The organism is Cryobacterium psychrophilum, assembly GCF_004365915.1.
GTDB lineage: Bacteria > Actinomycetota > Actinomycetes > Actinomycetales > Microbacteriaceae > Cryobacterium > Cryobacterium psychrophilum.
The window spans coordinates 1811296-1833350 of record NZ_SODI01000001.1 but is presented as its reverse complement, the minus strand read 5'-3'; the positions used below and the strand labels follow the sequence as shown (position 1 = coordinate 1833350).

The 22055-nt window shown below is 66.7% G+C and carries 21 protein-coding genes; 6 read left to right on the top strand and 15 right to left on the bottom strand.

Annotation, left to right across the window (positions count from 1 at the left end; genetic code table 11):
• Positions 1-20: 20 nt before the first annotated feature.
• On the top strand, positions 21-962 hold the full coding sequence (locus EDD25_RS08575) for an endonuclease/exonuclease/phosphatase family protein (protein ID WP_134172901.1): 942 nt from the start codon (positions 21-23) through the stop codon (positions 960-962).
• 37 nt (positions 963-999) lie between these two features.
• On the opposite strand, the gene purL is transcribed toward EDD25_RS08575, so the two are convergent.
• The gene (gene purL / locus EDD25_RS08570) at positions 1000-3306 is read right to left on the bottom strand and encodes a phosphoribosylformylglycinamidine synthase subunit PurL (RefSeq protein WP_134172900.1); all 2307 of its coding nucleotides are present in this window, start codon (positions 3304-3306) and stop codon (positions 1000-1002) included.
• Positions 3307-3363: 57 nt separating this feature from the next.
• Positions 3364-4953, bottom strand: a complete 1590-nt coding sequence (locus EDD25_RS08565) for an AMP-binding protein (protein ID WP_134172899.1) — start codon at positions 4951-4953, stop codon at positions 3364-3366.
• Between the two features lie 328 nt (positions 4954-5281).
• Here EDD25_RS08565 and EDD25_RS08560 point away from each other — a divergent pair, with 328 nt between their 5' ends.
• Both EDD25_RS08560 and EDD25_RS08555 read left to right on the top strand, forming a co-directional pair.
• Positions 5282-6211, top strand: coding sequence for an aldo/keto reductase (locus EDD25_RS08560; protein WP_134172898.1), 930 nt, complete (start codon positions 5282-5284; stop codon positions 6209-6211).
• Positions 6212-6553: 342 nt separating this feature from the next.
• On the top strand, positions 6554-7966 hold the full coding sequence (locus EDD25_RS08555; RefSeq protein WP_134172897.1) for an MBL fold metallo-hydrolase: 1413 nt from the start codon (positions 6554-6556) through the stop codon (positions 7964-7966).
• 64 nt (positions 7967-8030) lie between these two features.
• Here the strand turns inward: EDD25_RS08555 and EDD25_RS08550 are convergent, their stop codons facing one another.
• From EDD25_RS08550 to kynA, 10 genes are all read right to left on the bottom strand, one after another.
• Complete coding sequence (locus tag EDD25_RS08550; RefSeq protein WP_134172896.1) at positions 8031-8795, bottom strand: sulfite exporter TauE/SafE family protein; 765 nt, start codon at positions 8793-8795, stop codon at positions 8031-8033.
• Entirely contained in the window at positions 8792-9400 is a 609-nt protein-coding gene (locus EDD25_RS08545; RefSeq protein ID WP_134172895.1) for a rhodanese-like domain-containing protein, read from the bottom strand. The genes EDD25_RS08550 and EDD25_RS08545 overlap by 4 nt, the downstream gene beginning before the upstream one ends.
• Positions 9401-9556: 156 nt before the next feature.
• A complete protein-coding gene (locus EDD25_RS08540; RefSeq protein WP_134172894.1) occupies positions 9557-9865 on the bottom strand; it encodes a rhodanese-like domain-containing protein in 309 nt (102 codons plus the stop codon).
• Positions 9866-10079: 214 nt separating this feature from the next.
• Positions 10080-10541 carry a DUF3817 domain-containing protein gene (locus tag EDD25_RS08535; protein WP_134172893.1) on the bottom strand — a complete coding sequence of 154 codons (462 nt, stop codon included), beginning with the start codon at positions 10539-10541 and terminating at the stop codon, positions 10080-10082.
• Between the two features lie 124 nt (positions 10542-10665).
• Entirely contained in the window at positions 10666-11079 is a 414-nt protein-coding gene (gene panD / locus EDD25_RS08530; RefSeq protein WP_134172892.1) for an aspartate 1-decarboxylase, read from the bottom strand.
• A gap of 90 nt (positions 11080-11169) precedes the next feature.
• Positions 11170-11868, bottom strand: a complete 699-nt coding sequence (gene purQ, locus EDD25_RS08525; protein ID WP_134172891.1) for a phosphoribosylformylglycinamidine synthase subunit PurQ — start codon at positions 11866-11868, stop codon at positions 11170-11172.
• Complete coding sequence (purS, locus tag EDD25_RS08520) at positions 11868-12125, bottom strand: phosphoribosylformylglycinamidine synthase subunit PurS (RefSeq protein ID WP_134172890.1); 258 nt, start codon at positions 12123-12125, stop codon at positions 11868-11870. Before purS ends, purQ begins: the two co-directional genes overlap by 1 nt.
• 55 nt (positions 12126-12180) lie before the next feature.
• A complete protein-coding gene (locus EDD25_RS08515; protein WP_134172889.1) occupies positions 12181-13473 on the bottom strand; it encodes a kynureninase in 1293 nt (430 codons plus the stop codon).
• Positions 13457-14389 (bottom strand): amidohydrolase family protein, encoded by a 933-nt coding sequence (locus EDD25_RS08510; RefSeq protein WP_134172888.1) that lies wholly within the window; start codon positions 14387-14389, stop codon positions 13457-13459. The genes EDD25_RS08515 and EDD25_RS08510 overlap by 17 nt, the downstream gene beginning before the upstream one ends.
• Before the next feature lie 25 nt (positions 14390-14414).
• Positions 14415-15269, bottom strand: a complete 855-nt coding sequence (kynA, locus tag EDD25_RS08505) for a tryptophan 2,3-dioxygenase (RefSeq protein ID WP_134172887.1) — start codon at positions 15267-15269, stop codon at positions 14415-14417.
• Between the two features lie 161 nt (positions 15270-15430).
• Here kynA and EDD25_RS08500 point away from each other — a divergent pair, with 161 nt between their 5' ends.
• Both EDD25_RS08500 and mmsB read left to right on the top strand, forming a co-directional pair.
• Entirely contained in the window at positions 15431-16135 is a 705-nt protein-coding gene (locus tag EDD25_RS08500) for a TetR/AcrR family transcriptional regulator (RefSeq protein ID WP_166671247.1), read from the top strand.
• 117 nt (positions 16136-16252) lie between these two features.
• Entirely contained in the window at positions 16253-17158 is a 906-nt protein-coding gene (gene mmsB, locus EDD25_RS08495) for a 3-hydroxyisobutyrate dehydrogenase (RefSeq protein ID WP_134172885.1), read from the top strand.
• A 49-nt stretch (positions 17159-17207) separates the two neighbouring features.
• Here mmsB and EDD25_RS08490 read toward each other — a convergent pair whose 3' ends face one another.
• A complete protein-coding gene (locus EDD25_RS08490; protein ID WP_134172884.1) occupies positions 17208-17585 on the bottom strand; it encodes a VOC family protein in 378 nt (125 codons plus the stop codon).
• A 187-nt stretch (positions 17586-17772) separates the two neighbouring features.
• Positions 17773-18723 carry a phosphoribosylaminoimidazolesuccinocarboxamide synthase gene (locus tag EDD25_RS08485; protein ID WP_241986581.1) on the bottom strand — a complete coding sequence of 317 codons (951 nt, stop codon included), beginning with the start codon at positions 18721-18723 and terminating at the stop codon, positions 17773-17775.
• A gap of 115 nt (positions 18724-18838) precedes the next feature.
• Between EDD25_RS08485 and EDD25_RS08480 the strand changes: the two genes are divergently transcribed.
• Positions 18839-20356, top strand: coding sequence for a carboxyl transferase domain-containing protein (locus EDD25_RS08480; RefSeq protein WP_134172882.1), 1518 nt, complete (start codon positions 18839-18841; stop codon positions 20354-20356).
• A 169-nt stretch (positions 20357-20525) separates the two neighbouring features.
• Here the strand turns inward: EDD25_RS08480 and purD are convergent, their stop codons facing one another.
• On the bottom strand, positions 20526-21791 hold the full coding sequence (purD, locus tag EDD25_RS08475) for a phosphoribosylamine--glycine ligase (RefSeq protein WP_134172881.1): 1266 nt from the start codon (positions 21789-21791) through the stop codon (positions 20526-20528).
• Between the last annotated feature and the right edge of the window lie 264 nt (positions 21792-22055).

Here is a 22055-nt window from a genome sequence, read left to right as displayed (position 1 = left end):
ACTGTGCTTTTATGGTCTGTATGGTGGTCGAAACGCCGGCAGATGTGGCCACGGAACTCACGCGCCTGGGTGCCGCCGTCGACGCTGTCGTTCCGGCAAAACGGCCAGGCAACCTGCTCATCGGCAGTTGGAATCTACGGGCCTTTTCGGGCGTCGCGCCCACCTGGTCCGCATCTGCAACGACCACACCGCAGCGGGACTGGCGCGCCGTGGCCAGCATCGCGGAGATCGTGACGCGTTTCGACGTTGTGGCCGTGCAGGAGGTTCGCCGCAACGTGGCAGCGCTCCGCTTTCTGATGGACCGGCTCGGCGCGAACTGGCGCGTGCTCACCTCCGACGTCACCGAGGGGGACGCGGGCAACGGGGAACGACTCACGTTTCTGTACGACACCACTCGGGTGCAGCCCTCCGGTCTGGTCGGCGAGGTGGTGTTGCCCGCCGCGGTGCGAGTCAGGGCGACCGTGCAATTTGCACGCTCGCCCTATGCGGCGAGTTTCACCCGGGGCGGGGTGGAGTTCATCCTCACGACCGTGCACATCCTCTGGGGGAGTGTGAGCGATCGAATCCCGGAGATCCAGGCGTTTGCCCGGTGGATGCGTGCCTGGGCCGACCGCAAGAACGATTGGAACACCAATCTGCTCGTGCTCGGTGACTTCAACATCGACCGGCACGGCAACCCGCTCTACGACGCGTTCATCGAGACCGGGCTGTTCCCGCCGCCCGAGCTCAACGACCTGCCGCGCACCATCTTCGACGATGACAAGTCCGCGCATTTCTATGACCAGATTGCCTGGTTCACGACGAACACCAACCCGGTGCAGTCCCTGCTCCGTGGCCTCACGTATACCGGGCGGGGCGGGTCGTTCGACTTTCCGGTGCACGTGTACCCGGGGTTGGACCGGGGCAAGCTCTCCTGGCGCATCTCCGACCACTACCCGCTCTGGGTCGAGTTCGCAGTGTAGCGCGCCCCACAGCCGGACGGCTGCAGGGCGGCGCCGGTTAGGCGAACGCGGCGGGCAGCGTGGAGCTGTGGCGCGCCTGCAGGTCGTCGCTAGACACCGAGAAGTGATCCTGAATCTCCAGCGCGCCCAGTTCGGCATCCGTGACGCCGATGCGCAACACCGGGTACTCGCGACCCTTACACAGGCCGAGGAACTTCACGTCGTCTTCGCGCGGAACCGACACGATCACGCGACCGGCCGACTCCGAGAACAGGGCAACGGATGCGTCGACGCCGTCGCGCTCGCAAATATCGCCCAGCCACACGCGAGCGCCAACGCCGAAACGCATCACGGCCTCGGCGAGGGCCTGGGCCAGCCCGCCCTCGCTCAGGTCGTGCGCGCTGTCGATGAGGGCTTCCTTTGATGCGGCGTGCAGCAGTCCGGCAAGGGCCACTTCGCGCTTCAGGTCAACGGCCGGCGGGCGGCCGCCGAGGTGGTTGTGCACCACGCCCGACCACGCCGAGCCGTCGAGTTCCTCGGCAGTGGTGCCGAGCAGGTAGATGTTGTGTCCGTCGTCCTGCCAGCCGCTCGGGGTACGGCGTCCCACGTCATCGATCACGCCGAGCACGGCGACGACCGGGGTGGGGTGAATTGGCTGATCGCCGGTCTGGTTGTAGAACGACACGTTACCGCCGGTGACAGGGATGCCGAGCTCAAGGCATCCGTCGGCCAAAGCCGTAACGGCTTCACGGAACTGCCACATGACCTCCGGGTTCTCGGGGGAACCGAAGTTGAGGCAGTCGCTCACGCCTGCCGGCACAGCACCGGTCGCGGCCACGTTGCGGTAGGCCTCAGCGAGGGCGAGCTGCGCGCCACGGTAGGGGTCGAGCTGGCAGTAACGACCGTTCGCATCGGTGGCGATGGCGAAGCCGAGGCCGCTCTCCTCGTCGACGCGAATCATGCCGCCGTCGTCGGGGAAGGCGAGGGCCGTGTTGCCGCCCACGTAATGGTCATACTGGTCGGTGATCCAGCTCGGGTCGGCGAGGTTGGGCGAGCCCAGCAGGTCGAGGAACTGCGTGCGCAGGGTCTCGGCGTCGAGGGCGCGGGGCAGCGCGCTCGCGGAATCGGCCTGCAGCGCGTCGATCCAGGTGGGGTAGGTGAGGGGGCGCTCGTAGACGGGGCCATCGACGGCCACGGTTCGGGGAAGAACGTTGACGATCTCCTCGCCGTGCCAGTTGATGATGAGGCGGCCGGTGTCGGTCACCTCGCCGAGCACGCTGGTCTCAACGTCCCACTTCTTCGTGACGGCGAGGAAGCCCTCAAGCTTCTCTGGCGTCACGATGGCCATCATGCGTTCCTGGCTCTCCGACATGAGGATCTCTTCGGCAGTGAGCGTGGGGTCGCGCAGCAGCACCTTGTCGAGTTCGATGAACATGCCACCGTCTCCGTTGGAGGCGAGCTCGCTCGTGGCGCAACTAATTCCGGCGGCCCCGAGGTCCTGAATGCCCTCGACGAGCTTGTCCTGGAACAGCTCGAGGCAGCACTCAATGAGCACCTTCTCGGCGAACGGGTCGCCCACCTGCACGGCGGGGCGCTTGGTCGGTCCGCCTGCAGAAAACGTGTCGGAGGCGAGAATGGATGCCCCGCCAATGCCGTCGCCGCCGGTGCGGGCCCCGAAGAGAACCACCTTGTTGCCGGCGCCGCGCGCATTGGCCAGGTGCAGGTCTTCGTGGCGCAGCACGCCGACGGAGAGCGCGTTGACTAGCGGGTTGCCCTGGTACACGGCGTCGAAGTAGGTCTCGCCGCCGATGTTGGGCAGGCCGAGGCAGTTGCCGTAGAACGAGATGCCGGAGACGACGCCGTGCACAACGCGCGCCGTGTCGGGGTCGGCAATGGAGCCGAAGCGCAGGGCGTCCATCACGGCCACCGGGCGGGCGCCCATCGAGATGATGTCGCGCACGATTCCGCCAACACCGGTTGCGGCGCCCTGGAACGGCTCAATGTAGGAGGGATGGTTGTGCGATTCGATCTTGAACGTGACGGCCCACCCCTCGCCCACATCGAGCACGCCGGCGTTTTCGCCCATGCCCACCATGAGGTTCTTGGTCATTTCGGGGGACACCTTGTCGCCGAACTGACGCAGGTACATCTTGGAGCTCTTGTAGGAACAGTGTTCGCTCCACATCACCGAGTACATGGCGAGCTCGCCCGAGGTGGGGCGGCGGCCCAGAATTTCGCGGATCTTCGCGTACTCGTCGGCCTTGAGTCCGAGCGCGCCGTACGGCTGCTCCTTCTCGGGCGTTGCTGCAGCGTTCGCGACGGTGTCTGCGACGCCGCCGGAGTGGGTGTTGGAAACAGCGGTCACGTGGCGTTCTCCCAGATATAGCGGATGCTTGACCTCCTCAGTCTATCCGTCGCCCCGCTAGGCTCCCGCGACTTCCCGTGCTCGCAGGTCCTTGCGCAGGATTTTGCCGGAGGCGGACTTCGGAATCACGTCGATGAACTCCACGACCCGAACCTTCTTGTGCGGGGCGACGCGTTCGGCGACCCACTCCATGAGCACCTCGGCCGCGACGGCATCCACCGAAACGGCCACGATGAAGGCCTTCGGAATCTCCTGCCCATCGGCGTCCTGCACCCCGATCACCGCGACATCCGCGACGTGCACATGGCTCAGCAGCAGGGCCTCGAGCTCGGCCGGTGCGATCTGATACCCCTTGTACTTGATCAGCTCCTTGCTGCGGTCCACGATCCGCACCACACCCTGCGCGTTCACCGTCGCGACATCGCCGGTGTGCAGAAAACCGTCGGCATCGATCGTTTCGTGGGTCGCCTGGTCATTGCCGAGGTAGCCGAGCATCACGTTCGGGCCGCGCACGAGAAGCTCGCCCGGGCCGCTCACGCCCTCGCTCGGCAGCGGGATCTCCTCGCCCGTCTCCAGCGACACGAGCATGCAGTCCATGTTGGGAATGGTGACGCCGACCGAGTCCCGGGAAATTTCGGGTGCGTCGATCGGTATCAGATGACTGACCGGGCTCGCCTCGGTCATGCCGTAGCCCTGCAGTATCCGGCAGCCCAGCCGGGTCGCCACCGCCTCAGCCAGCGCGCCGCTGAGCGGGGCCGCGCCGGAAAGGATCGTGTGCACGCTCGACAGGTCGTAGCTATCAACGAGCGGATGCTTCGCCAGGGCCACCGCAATCGGCGGGGCGATGAACACGTAGCTGCACCGTTCATCCTGGATGATGCGCAGGAACTCGGTCAGGTCGAATTTGGCCATGGTCACCAGGGCCGCCCGCTGCTTGAACGCGAGGTTGAGCAGCACCGTCATGCCGTAGATGTGGAAGAACGGCAGCAGCGCCAGCACGCGGTCTTCCGGCACGACCCCGACCAGGCCGCGGGCCTGCTGCACGTTGGCGACCAGGTTGCGGTGGCTGAGCATGACGCCCTTGGCCCGGCCGGTGGTTCCCGACGAGAAGGGCAACACGGCCACATGCGTGGCGGAGTCGATGGACACATCGGGCACCGCGGCATCCGTTGCCAGGAGGTCGGCGAGTGAGGGATGCCCCGGCGCACCATCGAGCACGACGACGCGGTCATCGGCAATGCCGGCGGCATGGGCCGCCGCGCGCGCGCCCGCAAGCAGGGGGCTGACCGTCATGAGCCAGGTCGCTCCCGAGTCCTCGAGCTGCCGCTGGATCTCGCCGGGGGTGTACAGCGAATTGACGGTGGTGACCGTGGCGCCCGAGCGCAGGATGCCGTGAAAGACGCTCGCGAACGCCGGAATGTTTGGACAGAGCAGCCCCACGACCGTGCCGGCGGCGACGCCGCGCTCGGCGAGAGCCGCCGCCACGCGATTGATCTGGCTGACCAGGGTTCGATAGCTCGTTGGCGCGCCGGTGGCCCCATCGACGATGGCGATCTGGTCGAGTTCGGCCTCGGTGAGGTCGCTGAACAGGTAGTCATAGATGCTCTCATCGGGGATGACAACGGGGGCGTAGGGGCTCGTGAACACGAATAATCTCCTTTGATCAGGTGATTCAGGCCGAATATCCGACGCTGGGCCCGGAATCGGTATGGCACAGGCTACCGTGCAGCTGAGTCCGCCGGCTGAGGGTTTGCCCGTGGTGTTTCAGGAATTGAGTTCGGGGCGGTCGAGATGCGGGCGGTATCCCTGGTTGGTTGCCCCGCGCCGCCTGTTCTCGGGCCGCCTCTCCCGGGCCCAGAGGAAACAACGTGTCGATCCGATGATCCGGCACCCGGCCCTGAACCGTGTCTGCCGGGAGCCACACGCCAGCGCTCGGGTCTTTGGGCGTTCGGGGGAACTGCGTCACAGTAGAACCATGAAATCGCAGACCCTGCCGAACACCAACCTCGAAACGTCCAGCATCCTCCTGGGCTTGATGAGGATCTCCTCGATGACCGATGCCGACATTCGCTCGCTCGTGGGCGGCGCCCGGGACGCCGGCATCAACTTCTTCGACCACGCCGACATCTACGGCGCAGAGCCGCACGAATGCGAGAAGCGCTTCGGCGACGCTGTGACCTTCTCCGCCGCGGAGCGTGCGGCCGTCACGATCCAGTCGAAGGTCGGCATCCGCTCCGGATTCTGGGATTTCTCCACCGAGCACATTCTGCGCTCCGTCGACGAGTCCCTGGCGGCCCTACAGACCGATTATCTTGACCTGTTGCTGCTGCACCGCCCCGACACTCTCGTGGAGCCCGACGAGGTGGCTGCGGCCTTCGACGAACTGCAGAGCGCCGGAAAGGTGCGCAACTTCGGAGTCTCCAACCACACGCCGGGCCAGATCGAGCTGCTCAAGAGCTCGGTGCGCCAGCCCCTCATTGTGAACCAGGTGCAGCTCAGCCTCACGCACGCGCCGATGATCACTGCGGGCATGTCGGCGAACATGGCCGGCCTCGAGCAGTCCGTGGACCGTGGCAACGGCATTATTGACCATGCCCGCCTCAACGGCATCACCCTGCAGGCGTGGTCGCCGTTCCAGAGGGGGTTCTTCGACGGAATCTTCCTCGGCGATCGCGAGACGTACTCGGCCCTCAACGACGTCATCGACGAACTCGCCGTGAAGTACGAGGTGACTCCCGCGGCCATCGCCGTCGCGTGGATCACCCGGCACCCCGCGAACATCCAGGTCGTGCTCGGCACCACGAATATCTCCCACATGACGGATGCCGCGGCCGGCGCCGACGTGCCGCTCACCCGACCTGAGTGGTACCGCCTGTTCACGTCAGCGGGCCACGTGCTCCCCTAGGGAGTACCCGGCCCGCCGGGTAGGCATGTCGCCGCCGGCGGGCCGGGAGAGGCCCGTTCAGGGCGAGGACCAGGGTGAGTTCACCGTCAACGTCCAGGTGCTGCTCGGCCTGCCCGCGACCGGTGAGAATCGCCGGCCTCGGTGGCTTGCTTGGTCTCGCCGAGGCCCCCAACCAGGTGCACTGAGCCATGAGGTTCGCGGCACTCGACTGGGCGGGTCGACGGCTGTTCGTTAGCGGAGCGATTCGTCTTCGTATACCTAGGGGGGTATTGTGGGTTGTAGGTAAAAGAGCGGGGGGTTCCCCTCCCGAATGCTTCCACCACCGAATTACGAAGGAGATCCATGCTACTCGAGCGCATTTACGACCAGGACCTCGCCCAGGCCAGCTACTTCATCGGCTGTCAGAGCAAGGGCGAGGCGATCGTCGTCGATCCCCGCCGTGACATCGCTGTCTACGAATCGCTGGCCGCCGCCAACGGCATGAAGATCGTGGCCGTCGCCGAAACCCACATTCACGCAGATTTCCTCTCCGGAACCCGTGAGCTGGCCGGCGCGACCGGCGCCACCCTCTACGTCTCCGGGGAGGGTGGAACCGACTGGCAGTACGGCTTTGATGCCGAGCGCCTGAACAACGGCGATGTGGTCACCCTCGGCAACATCACGGTCAAGGCTCTCCACACGCCGGGCCACACCCCCGAGCATCTCTCCTTCCTCATCACCGACGGCGCCTTCGCCAATACTCCCGGCTACCTGCTCTCCGGCGACTTCGTCTTTTCCGGGGACCTGGGTCGGCCTGACCTGCTCGACGAGGCAGCCGGCGGCATCGATACTCGCTTCGTGGGTGCCAGGCAGCTCTTCTCCAGCCTGCGCGACAAGTTTCTGACGCTGCCGGACCATGTGCAGGTGCACCCCGGTCACGGAGCGGGCAGCGCCTGCGGCAAAGCCCTCGGCGCGCTCCCGTCCAGCACGGTTGGCTACGAACGGCTCTACTCATGGTGGGGCCCGTACCTCGCCGCCGACGACGAGGAGGGCTTCATCAACGAGCTCCTCGACGGCCAGCCGGACGCGCACGCCTACTTCGGCCGGATGAAGAGAGAAAACCGTGATGGCCCGGCCGTCATGGGCGAGCGCGCCCCGCTCGTCGAGCTGGACCTCGCCGACGTTGCGCGGGATCTGGACGCAGACACGGTGACCTTCGTCGACACCCGCAACAACGCACAGGTCCACGAGGGCACCGTCACCCGCTCCGTGAACATCCCCGCCGGAAAGTCCACGGCGAGCTTTGGCGCCTGGGTCGTGAACCCGGAAACCGACACGAACCCGCTCGTGCTGCTCGCTCCGAATCAGGCAGCCGCGCAGGAAATGTGGGACCACCTCGTGCGCGTCGGCATCGACAAGATCGCCGGTTTCGTTACCAGCTTTGACGGACTGCCCACCAGCATCCCCAAGCTGATTCAGCCGAGCGATCTCGACACCATCGACGCCGCCCTGGTTCTGGATGTCCGCAACCGCACCGAGCACTCCGCCGGACACATCCCCGGCTCCCAGCAGCTCAGTGGCGGTCGAGTCATGTGGCACCTGGACCAGCTCCCCGCCAACGGCACGATCGTCAGCTACTGCCAGAGCGGAGTCCGTAACTCCGTCGCCGCCAGCGCCCTGCGCCGCGCCGGCTACGACGTCGTCGAACTCGACGGAAGCTACCTCGGCTGGGCCGCCTGGCAGCAGTCGCGGGAGACGGTCTCCGCCGACAAGTAGCCCGGGATCAAAGAAGGCGACGGAGGAATCATTCCTCCGTCGCCTTCTTTGTGCCCTAACGCCCTCAGGGCAGTAGCGCCTGCAGGGCCACATAGACGGCTATGACCAGGACCAGGATTGCGAAGCCGCGTTTGAGGATCTGGTCCGGGATCTTCCGTCCGAGCCGGCCTGCGGCGAGCGACGCAATCATGGCCGTACCGGCGAAGGCTGCCGTCACGGCCCAATCGATCTGTAGGTCTCCCAGATGGGCCGTGAACCCCGCGACTGAGTTGATGACAATGATGACCAGGGAGGTCCCCACCGTCACGGCCATGGGCAGGCCCAGGACGAGGGTGAGTGCGGGGACCAGGAGGAACCCGCCGCCCACGCCGAGAAGTCCGGTGAGGAACCCCACAACGGCGCCGGTAGCGATCGCCTTGGGCAGGCAGGTCCGCCAATTCACGCCGCCCCCCGGCAGCGCACAGGCCCCGCCGGTCGACGTGGACGGCAACAGCATCCTGACGCCCGCGAAGACCATGATCGCGGCGAAGGCCAGGAGCAGCACCCGGGGGTCCAGAAGGCGGTTCACCGCGGCCCCCAGGAAGGCGGTCACCGTTCCTGAGGCGCCAACGATCAGTGCCAGGCGCCAGTTCACTCCTCCGCGCAGCCGGGGGAGCACCGCGACGGCGGACGACGCACCGACAACCACCAGCGACGTCGGGATCGCCACGGCAAGTGGCAGTCCTACCCCATAGACCAATGCGGGGACGGCGAGGATGGATCCCCCGCCACCGACCAGGCCCAGTAGTCCGCCAACGATGAGCCCGAACGCAGCCGCGGTCAGGATCACTGCCGAATGCCCAGGTTCTCCAAAGCCTGACGCGCGGTGGGCTCATTCGCGGAACGGTTCCACGGCATTACGGAGAGCATCGCTCCCATGGCGCAACTGTTCGTCGCCGCCGAAAACGTCAGTCCGGCACCGACCACGCCGGCCACCACGAGGAACAGGGGGGAGAGGAACACTCCGGCCAACACGCTGGCAAACACCAGGGATCCCGCAGTCATGCGCACCTGGCGCTCGAGTGCCCAGGTGCTCTTGCCCTTAACGACGCGACCTCCGGCGGCAACATAGGCGGGAACCCCACCGGTCAGCACGCTCGCATTGGCAAGGCCTACAGAGTCCAGGTGCTTGCGTGCCTGCTCGGCCCGGTTGCCGGACTGGCAGACCAGGACCACGCGAGTACCCATCTTGGCGGCGAACTGCTCGGCATGCTCGCTGAGCAGGGGCAGCGGCACGTGGTACGAGCCGGTGATGTGCGTCGCATCAAACTCCGCCCCGCTGCGCACGTCAATCACCATCAGGTCATCATGGTTGTCGCCCCAGGCCTTGAGGGTGGATGCATCGATGCTCTGGGGAGTCGAGTGAGCCGCAGTGGTGCTTTGTGAACTGGTCATGTTGTCCTTCGTTACAATTCGGGCCTGACGAGCGGCGCACCCACTGGTGTGGGGCACCGCCGACAAACCCTGGGATTGCCCGGTGACTGTGTCATCCGGGCAGGTGGATTCCCGGCGACGCATGAGACATGCGCCGGCCGGGCCGTTTGTGGGGTGTCAGGCGACGGGCAAACCGCCGGCCGCCCAGTCGAGCATGCCGCCGGTCATTGTGTACGCGGTGAAGCCCGTAGCCGCGAGGTGGTCCGCGCCAACGGCGCTGCGCCGCCCGCTGCGGCACACGACGACGACCGGCCGGGATTGGTCGAGTTCGCCGGACCGTGCGCTGAGTTCGCCCAGAGGAATGTGCTCCGCGCCGGGAATTCGTCCTTCGCTGATTTCGGCGCTTTCGCGGACATCCACAAGCTGGAGGCTTGCGTCGTGCTTGAGCTGCTCGGCGAGCTGTTGCGGCGTGATGTCCACGGTCATCTCCTAAAGAAGAGTCTTCGGCTGCGTCGTTCGCGCTATGGAAAAACGTTACCCTCGGGGGTATATTTGCGCAAATCCGAGGAGCACGCACGCTGGCTCTGTGGCAACGGGGGAGACCGGTAGGACGGGCGTGCGGCGGCGATCACCCTGTCGATCAACAACGCCCTTCCCTGAAGGACAATCGGGTATCAATGTGGGGCCAGGAGCGGCTGCCTCAGCTCGCGCCGCCGGGAGGCCCCACCGCGAGCAGCGTGGTCATGATGGCAACGAGGCCGAGCACGAGCACGGTCGTAAACAGCGCGGGACGCGCGAGCATCCAGCGCAGCAGGGCGCTCACCCGGGTCTGATCCCGCGGGTCGTCGGTGCGGGTACTGCGCCAGTCGCCGTCGAGGAGGCCGCGCTTTTCGAGCCCGCGGTCCAGGGGGATGGTGCCGAAGGGAATGATGGCGGTGACGACCGCGAGCGCGGCGAGTCGCGGGCCCCAGTGCTGGTTCACGGCCAGGAGCACCGCCGTCATGCCGAATGCGATGAAGACGAGTCCGTGCACGAATCCGCCGACCCGCACTCCCGCGTCGCCGACGTTGAGCACGTACTTCAGGAGCATCCCGGTGATGAGGAGTGCCCAGGTGATGGCTTCGGCGATGGCGACCGAACGAAAAAGTATGCGGGGAGACACGAAAATGACACTCCTGGAATGAGGCGTGGTGCGGTGGACACCTCATGGTGGCAGGTTCGCCTGAGGGAGCGCCCCGGCGGCGAACTTGTTCCGCGGGGCTGTGACGAGTGTTCGTCTGCGCGGGTCAGGCGCGGGCGAAGGGCGGCGCGTCGAGGCCCGCGGTCACAGCCACCGCCGGGCTGCTGCCCACCATTACGACGCGGTTGTCGGCGTCAACGTGTACGACTCGCGGCTCGTGGGCGCGCGCCTCGGCGTCGCCCATCAGTCCGTAAGCGATCACGATGACCACGTCACCGGGAACGATGAGGTGCGCCGCGGCACCGTTGATGCCGAGCACCCCGCTGCCCGGCTCGCCCTCGATCACGTAGGTCTCGAGCCGGGCGCCGTTCGTCACGTCGACGATGGCCACCTTTTCTCCCGGTAGCACGTCGGCAGCCGTGAGCAGGTCACGGTCGATCGTCACCGAGCCGACATAGTTCACGTCGGCATGGGTGACGGTGGCGCGGTGGATCTTGGCGGTGAACATCGTTCGGAGCACGGTAATGCGGCCAATCTGTCGAAAGCCCAATCTGTCGAAAGCATCGACGAGAGCGGGCCGGGTTTCAGCGCGGGCTGGGCGCTGAGCCGGTTAGGCGTTGACGAGCGCCCGTTCGATCACGGAGGTGAAGAAGGTGAGCCCGTCAACGCCGCTGCGCATGGCATCGGTGGTGTCGGGGCCGAAACCGGCCTCGACCGCGTGCTCGGGGTGCGGCATGAGGCCCACGACGTTGCCGCGGGCGTTCGTGACGCCGGCAATATCGTTGAGCGAGCCGTTCGGGTTGACGCCGAGGTAGCGGAACGCCACCTGGCCGTCACCTTCGAGGCGCTCCAGCGTCTCGGCCGACGCGATGAATGCGCCCTCACCGTTCTTGAGCGGAATCGTGATCTCCTGGCCGGTCTGGAAGCCTCCGGTCCAGTCGGTCGCCGTGTTCTCAACGCGCAACAGCTGGTCACGGCAGATGAACCGACCGCCCTCGTTGCGAATGAGGCCGCCGTCGAGCAGGTGCGCCTCGGCGAGCATCTGGAAGCCGTTGCAGATGCCGAGAACCGGCATGCCCTTGCCCGCGGCTTCGATGACCTCGGTCATGATCGGCGACAGGCTCGCGATGGCGCCGCAGCGCAGGTAGTCCCCGTAGCTGAAGCCACCGGGAAGAACGAGCGCGTCGACGCCGTGCAGGTCGTGGTCGCCGTGCCACAGGGCAACGGGCTCCGCGCCGGCGAGGCGAATCGCGCGCTGTGCGTCACGATCGTCGAGCGAACCGGGGAACGTGACGACGCCGATGCGCACTAGTTGGCCGGTTCGACGACGTGGATGCCGACGACATCCTCGATCACGGAGTTGGAGAGCACGGTGTCTGCGAGCTCGGCGACGGCCGCGAGGGCCGCGGCATCCGCTGGGCCGTCAATCGTGATCTCAAAACGTTTGCCGACGCGCACGTCGGAAAACTGGGTCTGACCGAGGCGACCGAGGGCGCCGGCGACGGCCTTGCCCTGGGGGTCAAGCAGCTCGGCCTTGGGCATAACTTCTACAACAATTGTGGGCACAGCGCACTCCGCATTGATTCGAGGGTGGATGGAACAATTCTACAGGCCGACGCGCCTACGTCGTCAGCCCGCTCTGGCCGAGCAGCACGCCCCGCAGCACGTCGCGAATCGCGGCAAGACCATCGTAGGTCTCGACGAAGCTCGTGCTGAGTGGCGACAGGCCGATGCGGAGGCCGCTCGGGCTGCGGAAATCCGGGATGACGTCGTGTGCCCAGAGGGTCGTGGTGACCTGCCGCATGGCCGGGTGGTTGATCGTGACGTGACCGCCGCGGTGCGAACTTTCGCGCGGCGAAGCCACGGTGACGCCCATGGGGGCGAGCCATTCGTCCACCAGGGTGATCGTGAATTCGGTGAGCGCCACCGACTTGGCGCGCACCTGTTCGATGCCGGCCTCCTCGATCATGCCGATCGTGTCCTGCATGGCGAGCATGGCCACAATGGCCGGCGTGCCGCTCATGAAACGACGGATGCCCGTGGCCGGCACGTACTCTGGTCCCATCGCAAAGACGTCGTTGGTGCCCATCCAGCCCTGGATCGGCTGCACGAGTACGTCCTGAAGGTCGGCGCGCACGTAGCCGAAGGCGGGAGACCCCGGGCCGCCGTTGAGGTACTTGTACGAGCAACCCACGGCGAGGTCGACGTCGCAGAGGTCGAGTTCCACCGGAATGGAGCCGGTGGAATGAGAGAGATCCCACATAACGAGGGCATCGTGCTCGTGCGCGATCGTGGTGATCGAGCGCATGTCGGCGATGTACCCGGAGCGGTAGGCCACGTGGCTCAGCACCACGAGGGCGGTGCGCGGACCCACGGCGTCGCGGACCTGCTCGGGCGTGACGCCGCCCTCGGTCGAGGACACGATCCAGCGCAGGCTCAGCCCGCGCTCGGCGGCGATGCCCTCGAGCACGTACCGGTCGGTGGGGAAGTTGTCGGAGTCGAGCACGATTTCCGTGCGCCCGGGGCGGGAATCGACCGCGGCGCGCGCGAGCTTGTACAGCAGCACCGTCGTCGAGTCGCCCACGAAGGTCTGGCCGGGTGCCGCGCCGATCCCGGAGCGGCCGAGGTCGTCGCCGATGCGCAGCGGCAGCTCCATCCATGATTCATCCCAGCCGCGAATGAGTCGCTCTCCCCACGCGTGCGTGATGAACTCGGCAATGCGTTCGGCGCTGGCCTTCGTGGGCCGGCCGAGGGAATTGCCATCGAGATAGGCCAGCGGGTTGGCGTCGTCCGGGAGGGCATCCGTTCCGATGAAGCGCGGTCGGTAGTGCGCGAGCCCGTCGATGCGGTCCATGCGGCGCGCGAACGTGAGATGTGGATCGATGCCGGATGTCGGGTCATACTGCGAGGTCATGCGGGTCCTTCTGGTCGTCGGCGTCGTGTGCTTCCGAGTGGTGCGACGAGCGATTCACCGCGCGGGCGGTACACAACCAGGCAGCGAAATCGGCCGGGTCGCTCGGGCGCTCGCCCGCAATAACGGTAACCCGCTCGGTGGCGCCGGTGGGCCAGCGCAGCCCCGCGTCGTTCGTCAGGGCGCCGATCACGTCGTCGGGTGACAGGCCGGCGCGAAGGAGCGCCTCGATCTCCTGCCGGTTGAGCCCCACCGGCAGCGGGCCGTTGCCCAGATCGGTGCCGTAGAGCATCCGCCCGCCCGCGTCATGAAAGCGAGCCAGATTGTCACTCGCCAGGTCGAAGCTGGCGGTGCGGTGTCCGTGCCCGTGAATGTCGAGGGTGCTGATCCACGTCATGCGCCCGGCCATGGCGGCCACGAGTTCATCGTCAATCCGTTCGCTGAACGGCGTGTGCGCGAGCATGTCCACACCGGCCACAAAGGCACGCTCCGCCTCCCCGGTACCCTCGGCGTGGGCGACGACGGGCAGTCCGAGCCGGTGCGCGCGGGCCACGATCGCGTCAAGAATCTCGCTGGCGAGTACCGCACCGGCCACCGAGTTCAGGGTGACTTTGATGACGGATGCCCCGCCCGCCTCCTGCACGTCGACCGCCGCTGCCGCGTCGGTCACGGTGGTGACCTCGCAGACGCTCCCGGCCGGCGCCCACACCGTTCGTGCGGGGTACCCGCCCGGTGCGGTGAGGAACTGCCCGGCCAGCGCCGTGTCGGGGAGTTCGGGTGCGGGGGCAGACGGCCCGGTGGCTCCGCCCCCGTACCCACCGAGATCGAGCACCCGGGCGATGCCATGGGAGAGCAGCGGTGCGGGGTCGATCAGCGCGAGGTGCACATGGGCGTCAAGGAACGGGGGGAGGACCGTCATCGGGCGCCGGGGGCGACCGTCACGGTCAGCGACCAATCTCGGTGCGCACGGCGAATAGCTCGGGGAAGAACGTGAGCTCAAGCGCCTTCTGCAGAAAAGCGGCGCCACTCGACCCGCCCGTGCCTGGCTTCATCCCAATGATGCGCTGCACGGTCTTGAGATGCCGAAACCGCCACAACTGAAAGTTGTCCTCGAGGTCGACGAGTTCTTCGCAGGCCTCGTAGGCGCTCCAATGTTCGCTCGCGTTCTCGTAGATCCGGCGGAACGTGGTCACGAGCTCGGGATGAAGCACCCAGGCCTCGGTCACATCCCGGTTGAGTACGTCCGGGGAGATGTCGAAGCCGTTACGGGCCAGGTAGCGCAGAAACTCGTCATAGATGCTCGGGGCCTCGAATACCTCCGTGAGGAGTTCGAGGGCGGCGGGATCGCTCTCGAACACGCTGAGCATCCGCTTGTTCTTGTTTCCGAGGGCGAACTCGACGGCGCGATATTGGTACGACTGAAAACCGGACGAGTTGCCGAGAAACCCGCGGAATTCGGCGTATTCGGTGGGAGTGAGGGTCGCGAGCACCGACCACTGCTCCGTGAGGGTGCGTTGAATGTGCTTGACCCTGGCGATGCGTTTGAGTGCCGGGGCGAGGTCGTCCAGGCGCAGCGACTCCGTGGCGGCGCGCAGCTCGTGCAGCATGAGCTTGAGCCACAACTCGGTCGTCTGGTGCTGAATGATGAACAGAAGCTCGTCGTGGTGCTCCGGAACGCTCACCGGCTTCTGTGCCGTGAGCAGTGTGGGCAGGTCCAGGTAGGCGCCATAGCTCATTCGCTCGCGAAAATCCGTGACGATCTCGGGGTCAAAGTCCCTGGTGTTGTGCTCGACGGGCATGAGTGTTCCATTTCTGAACCGGCGAGGTGTGACCGCGATGCCAGGTTCCTTCCCTGAATTCTCCGGTCTTGATGGCACGGATGCAACACCGACACCGTTCCACAGCGCGCACGGAGGTTTCCCTCCGTGAATCCGGAGAAGAGGGACTTAGAATCGTCTTCATGACATCGTCGACTCGAGCCCCGCAGGAGGGTTCGCAACCCCGGCGCCGCGACGCGCGGCAGAACCGGGAACGTCTGGTCACCGAGGCCCGGGCACTGTTCGCGACCGACGGCGTCGATGCCTCCCTCGAAGAAATCGCCCGCCGCGCCGACGTGGGCGTGGCAACGCTCTACCGAAATTTTCCCACCCGTGATGACCTTGTGCGGGCCCTGTATGAGCTGGCACTCGCCGAGCTCGCCTCCGTGCGCGGTGAGATCGAGGCGGCGCCGACGGCCTGGGACGGCGTGGTCGTCTACACCGAACGCGTCGCCGAGTGGCTCGTGGCCGACCCGGCCCTGCCGCCCATTCTGAAGCGGATGGCGCTCATCGATCCCGCGAACCGGCCGGCGGCCCCGTTCGACAGTTTCATCGCCGGCCGCGTCGCCCAGGCCAAGAAAGACGGCGACCTGCGTCCCGACGTCGATGCCGTGGACATTGCCGTGCTCGTGACGATGGTGGGCTCGCTCGGCAGCCTCGGCGACGGCTATGCCGGCCAGTGGCGTCGGCAGCTGTCGATCGTGCTCGACGGGCTGCGGGTGGCGGGTTCTGCCAGGCCCAAGCTCGCCGGCCGTCCGCTCAACGCCAAGCAGTTCCGCGCGACCCTGCACGGCCTCACGCGTCGCGCGAAACGCGCCGGCCGCGCCGGCCACGGCCCCGTAGCCTGAGGAGCCGTACCGCCGGATCGGTTCGCGGCCGTCGCGCGGGTGACTTGTTTGCCTGGCCGGGGAGTGTGATTGTTGGCACAGGGCCGGTCGGTCCGACTCAGCAAAGGAGCTTGAATCATGGCGGTAATCGGATGGATCGGTCTGGGCAACATGGGCGGCCCGATGACGGCAAACCTCGTGAAGTCCGGGCACACCGTGCGCGGATTCGACCTGAGCTCCGCGGCCCTCGACGCCGCTGTGGCTGCGGGTGTCACGAGCACGGCGAGCATTGCGGAGGCTGTGGCGGGTGCCGACGTGGTGTTCACGATGCTGCCCAAGGGCGAGCACGCGCGGGCCGTCTATCTCGGCGACGAGGGGATTCTTGCCTCCGCTGCATCGGGCACTCTGCTCGTTGACTCTTCCACCATCGATATTGAATCGGCGCAGGCCCTGCACGACGCCGCCGCAGCGGCCGGATTCCGTTTCGTCGACGCACCGGTCTCCGGCGGTATGACCGGTGCGCAGGCCGCGACCCTCACTTTCATGATCGGCGGCGAATCCGGCGCTGTCGCCGATGCCAGCGTGTTCATCGAGGCGATGAGTGCCAACATCATTCCCACCGGAGGCGCCACCACCGGTCAGGCCGCCAAGATCTGCAACAATCTCATGCTTTTCATCAACCTCGCGGGAGTCGCCGAGGGCGCCACCCTCGCCGACCGGCTCGGCCTCGACAAGCAGGTGTTCTGGGACATTGCCTCCGTCTCCTCCGGCGACAGCTGGGCGCTGCGCACCTGGTATCCGGTGGCGGGTCCGGTGCCCACCTCGGCGGCCAACAATGACTTCGCGCCCACGTTCACTGCGGAACTCGCGAACAAAGATGTCGGGCTCGCAATCGCGGCTGCGAAGGCCACCGACACACCACTCGAGATCGGCGAGCACGTGCAGCAGCTCTTCCAGCGCCTGATCGACGTCGGTGAGGGTGGCAAAGACTGCTCGAAGATCGTGGACCTCGTGAACGGCACCGTCCCCGCCCCCGGCGCGTAACCGCCGCCTATTCGCCGCGCGCCGGAGCACCTGGTCCGGCGCGCGGCGCCTAGTCCTGGCTCAGCCGAATGAGGTTGCCGCACGTGTCATCGAAATCGGCCGTTGTGCCGTAGGCGTCCGTGCTGGGTTCAACCACGAAGTTCACGCCGAGCGCCACCAGTCGATCGCGCTCCGCCTGCACGTCCGGGGTGCCGAAGACGATCGCGGGGAGGCCCAGGCGGGCGATGCCCTCCTGGTAGGCCTTGGCCACCCTGGTGTCGGTGGGCTCGAGAATCAGGCCAACACCGTCGGGTTCTTCGGACGACCGCACGATGTACAACTCCGCCTCCGGCGCCTTCATGAGTTCGTCGAATCCGAGGATCTTCGTGTAAAAGTCGAACGCGTCGGCAGGGTCTTTGACGTGCACGCTGCACATTTTGATTCTCATGGGAAGAGACTACCCAAGCCGTGTTTCGCGGTGGTTTCCGTTGCGCCAAATGTCACCAGAGGCACCACGATGACCGCCGCTACCGAAATTGGCCCCCGCTACCGAAATTGGCCGCGACCGCTACACAAATCGGTGGGCGCTGTCGTATCCGGCGTAGCGGCCACCGAAAACTGGCGCGGCGCTGGCCTCAGGCGCGGGTGAGGCGCTCGAGCAGCTCGCGGTACCGGGCGGCGGTCTGCTCCACAATTTCGGCGGGGAGCACGGGTGGGGTGCCCACGCCGTCCCAGTGAGCGGCGAGCCAGTCTCGAACGATCTGCTTGTCAAAGCTCGCCATGCGCGCCTCGGGGGTGGTGCCCGTGCGCCAGGCCTCTTCGTCCCAGTAGCGGCTCGAATCACTCGTGAGCACCTCGTCGGCGAGGGTCGTGACGCCCGTCACGCGGTTCGCTCCGAACTCGAACTTGGTGTCAGCGAGAATAACGCCGGCGGTTTCGGCGATCGTCGACGCCGTGGCGAACAGGGCGAGCGACAGGTCGCGCAGCTCGGCAGCCACGCCCTCGCCGACGAGCTCGACGGTGCGCGCGAATGAGATGTTCTCGTCGTGCTCGCCCATCGGTGCTTTCCAGGCGGGAGTGTAAATGGGCTCCGGGAGTCGGTCGCCGTTCGTGAGCCCGGCCGGCAGGGCGATGCCGCACACCGACTGGCTGGCCTGGTATTCCTTCCAGCCCGAACCGGTGAGGTAGCCGCGCACGACGCACTCCACCGGGAACATGTCGAGCGTGGTGCAGAGCATCGCGCGGCCGGCAACGGCGGCCGGAGTCAGCTCGCGCACGGTGTCGTCCACGAGTTCGTGGTCGGCCACGAGGTGATTGGGAACCGGGTTCAGCCGGTCGAACCACCACAGGCTCAGGGTGGTCAGCAGCTCGCCCTTGCCGGGGATGCCGGGCTCCAGTACGTGGTCGAACGCACTTACCCGATCGCTCGCGACCACGAGCACGCGGGAAGCGGTCGTGAGATCGGCTGCGGCATCCGTTGTCGAAGCCTGCGGAATGTAGAGGTCGCGCACCTTGCCCGAGTAGGCATGTCGCCATCCTGGCAGGTCGAGGGCGACGGATGCTGTGGGCTGGTCGGATTCGGTCACCTCTATATTCTGTCCTACTCGCCCGGGCCATAGGGCAGTCGCACCAGAGCTGCGGGCTCTTCGTCCCCGGCTTGTAGGGTGAGATCGCTCAGTGATTCCCCGAAAGGTATCTAACGTGACCGACACCGCCTCAGCGAAGAAACCCCACCTGACCGCGACCGAACTCATCGCGGTCGTACTCGATGAGGGGACGTTCGCGAGCTGGGATCAGCCCGTCATCGACCCCGACCCGAATGATGCGTACGCGAGCGACCTGCAGCGTGCGCGGGAGAAGACCGGAGTCGACGAATCCGTGCTCACGGGGGAAGGCCTCATCCGCGGCCGCCGCGTGGCCGTTGTCGTGAGCGAGTTCTCATTCCTGGCCGGTTCCATCGGCCTGTCCGCCGCTGATCGCATTGTGGCCGCCATCGAACGAGCCACCCGCGCGGGGCTGCCGCTGTTGGCGGGACCGGCCTCCGGGGGCACCCGCATGCAGGAGGGAACGCTCGCGTTCCTCTCCATGGTGAAGATCACCGCGGCGGTGCTCGCCCACCGCCAGGCCGGGCTGCCGTACCTGGTGTACCTGCGGCATCCCACGACCGGCGGCGTCATGGCGTCGTGGGGTTCGCTCGGCCACATCACCGTGGCCGAACCGGGCGCGCTGCTCGGGTTTCTCGGCCCGCGCGTCTACGAGGCGCTCTACGGAAAGCCGTTCCCGCCCGGCGTGCAGGTTGCCGAGAACCTCTTTGACAAGGGCATCATTGACGCGGTCGTGCCGCCCGAGCAGCTGCCCGAGATTCTCGATCGGGTGCTGACGGTGCTGCTGTCGTCGCCTGTGGCCCCGGTCGTGGCGCCGGCCTCGCTCGAGGTACGGCCCGGGTCGGACGCGGCGTGGGCATCCATTCAGATTTCGCGTAACCCGCGCAGACCAGACCTGCGGCAGCTGCTCGCGTGGGGCGCCCACGACGTGCTGCCGCTCAACGGAACCGGACAGGGCGAAAACGACCCGGCGCTCATGCTCGCGATGGCCAGGTTTGGGGACCAGGGCTGCATCGTGCTCGGCCACAGTCGCCCGCGACCGTCCCAGGACACCAAGATGGGCCCGGCATCGCTGCGGGAGGCCCGTCGCGGCATGCGGTTGGCCGAAGAACTCGGCCTGCCGCTGCTGACCGTGATCGACACCGCGGGCGCCGCGCTGTCGAAGGAGGCCGAGGAGGGCGGCATGGCCGGGGAGATCGCCCGGTCGTTGCTGGAGCTCATTGGTGTGCGCTCACCCACCGTGTCCGTGCTGCTCGGGCAGGGCGCGGGCGGCGGGGCGCTCGCCCTGCTGCCGGCCGACCGCACCATTGCCGCGCAGCACGCATGGCTGTCGCCGCTGCCACCCGAGGGGGCGAGTGCCATCGTGCATCGCAGCATCGAGTTCGCGCCGCAAATGTCAGAGGCGCAGGGTGTGAACGTGTCCTCGCTCTACGCCAACGGAGTCGTCGACCACATCGTCGATGAACGTCCAGACGCCGCCAGCGAGGGCAAGGCATTCTGCCAGCGGATGGCGGCGGCCATCGAATACGAGCTGTCCACGCTCCGGGCTACCCCGGTGGACGCCCTGCTTCCGAAACGCGTGGCCAGGTATCGGGGTATGGGTCGCCTCACCTGACACTCGGTGGAGCCGTTATGGCTCGGGTGTGGTTGCTAGTTCAGGAGATTCGGCCGCGGGCATCCGCTCTGCCGCGTGTTTGTGCGGGCGGGTGGGGCGCCGGGCAGTGAATCTCCTGAAGTAGCGACGCTGGCGGCCGTTGCGAGGCCGGGCAAACGGATGCCGTGGGTCAGGCGACGCGCGCGGCGATGTCCGTGCGGAACTGGGCGCCCTCAAGCGACACGTGGCCGAGGGCTTCGTAGGCGCGTTCGCGGGCCTCGGCGAACGAGGCTCCCACGGCGACCACGCTCAGCACACGGCCGCCGGTGGAGACGAGCGTGTCATCCCGGTTGGCGGTCGCGGCGTGCGCGATGGTGACGTCGGGTACCTGGAGCGCCGCATCGAGGCCCGTGATCTCGCGGCCCGTGAGCGGGGTCTCCGGGTAGTTCTCGCTCGCGAGCACCACGGTTACGGCAACGTCGGTCGAGAATTCGGGCCAGGCGCGGTCGTCGAGCGCGCCTGTGGACGCGGCAAACAAGAGTTCGGAGAGCGGGGTGATGAGGCGCGGCAGCACCACCTGGGTCTCCGGGTCGCCGAAGCGCGCGTTGAATTCAATCACGCGAATGCCCTGCTTGGTGAGGATGAGTCCGCAGTAGAGCAGCCCGATGAATGGGGTGTCTTCCTGGGCGAGCTGCCGCACGGTGGGCAGGGCCACGGTGTCGATGATCTCCTGCACGAAGAGACGCTCGTTGCCGAACTGGGCATCGAGCCACGGCAGCGGCGAGTAGGCACCCATGCCGCCGGTGTTCGGGCCGGCATCGTTGTTGCCGAGGCGCTTGTAGTCCTGGGCGGGGGAGAGCGGCAGCACGTTGTGGCCGTCGCTCAGCAGGAACAGGGAGATCTCCTGGCCGTCGAGAAATTCCTCGATGAGGATGCTGCCGTGCTCGAGCCAGAATGTGGCGTGGGCGAGGGCGGCGGCGAGGTCCTCGGTCACGAGCACGCCCTTGCCGGCGGCGAGGCCGTCGGCCTTCACCACGTAGGGGGCGCCGAACTCCGTGAGAGCGGACTCGACCTCCGCGAGGTTTCCGGCGCGCACAGCACGCCCGGTGGGCACGCCGGCGTCGTCCATGATGCGCTTGGCGAAGGTTTTGCTGCCTTCGAGGGCCGCGGCGGCCTTGTCGGGTCCGAAAACGGCGATTCCGCGGGTGCGCAGCGCGTCGGCGACGCCCGCCACGAGCGGTGCCTCCGGCCCGATCACGACGAGTTGCACGTCATTGAGCGTCGCATAGTCGGCGACAGCGACCGGGTCGTTCGGGTCGAGCGGCACGACGGCGACGTCCGCGGCGATACCGGCATTGCCCGGCGCCGCCTCGATGAAGTGCGCGGGCTCCTCGCGACGCAGCGCGGTAATGATGGCGTGCTCGCGGGCACCGGATCCGAGAACAAGAATTTTCACAATTTCAGGCTACCGGATGCCTCTGCTCACCCGGAGCGTGCACCGAAATTCATCGTCAAGGGCTGACACACGATTGGAACTTCGTCTATCACGGCGTCGTTGGCGCAGCGCGGTGAGCTTCTCCACCGCGTCAACTCGACCAGCTCATCCAGGATCCGGGACGTGCCCGAACTGTCAGCGCGTGCGATACGCGAGTACTTTTTCTACGTCGCAGCCTGCCGCTGCGTCATCGTCAGATCCATAGAAACGGGCGTACGCCAGATC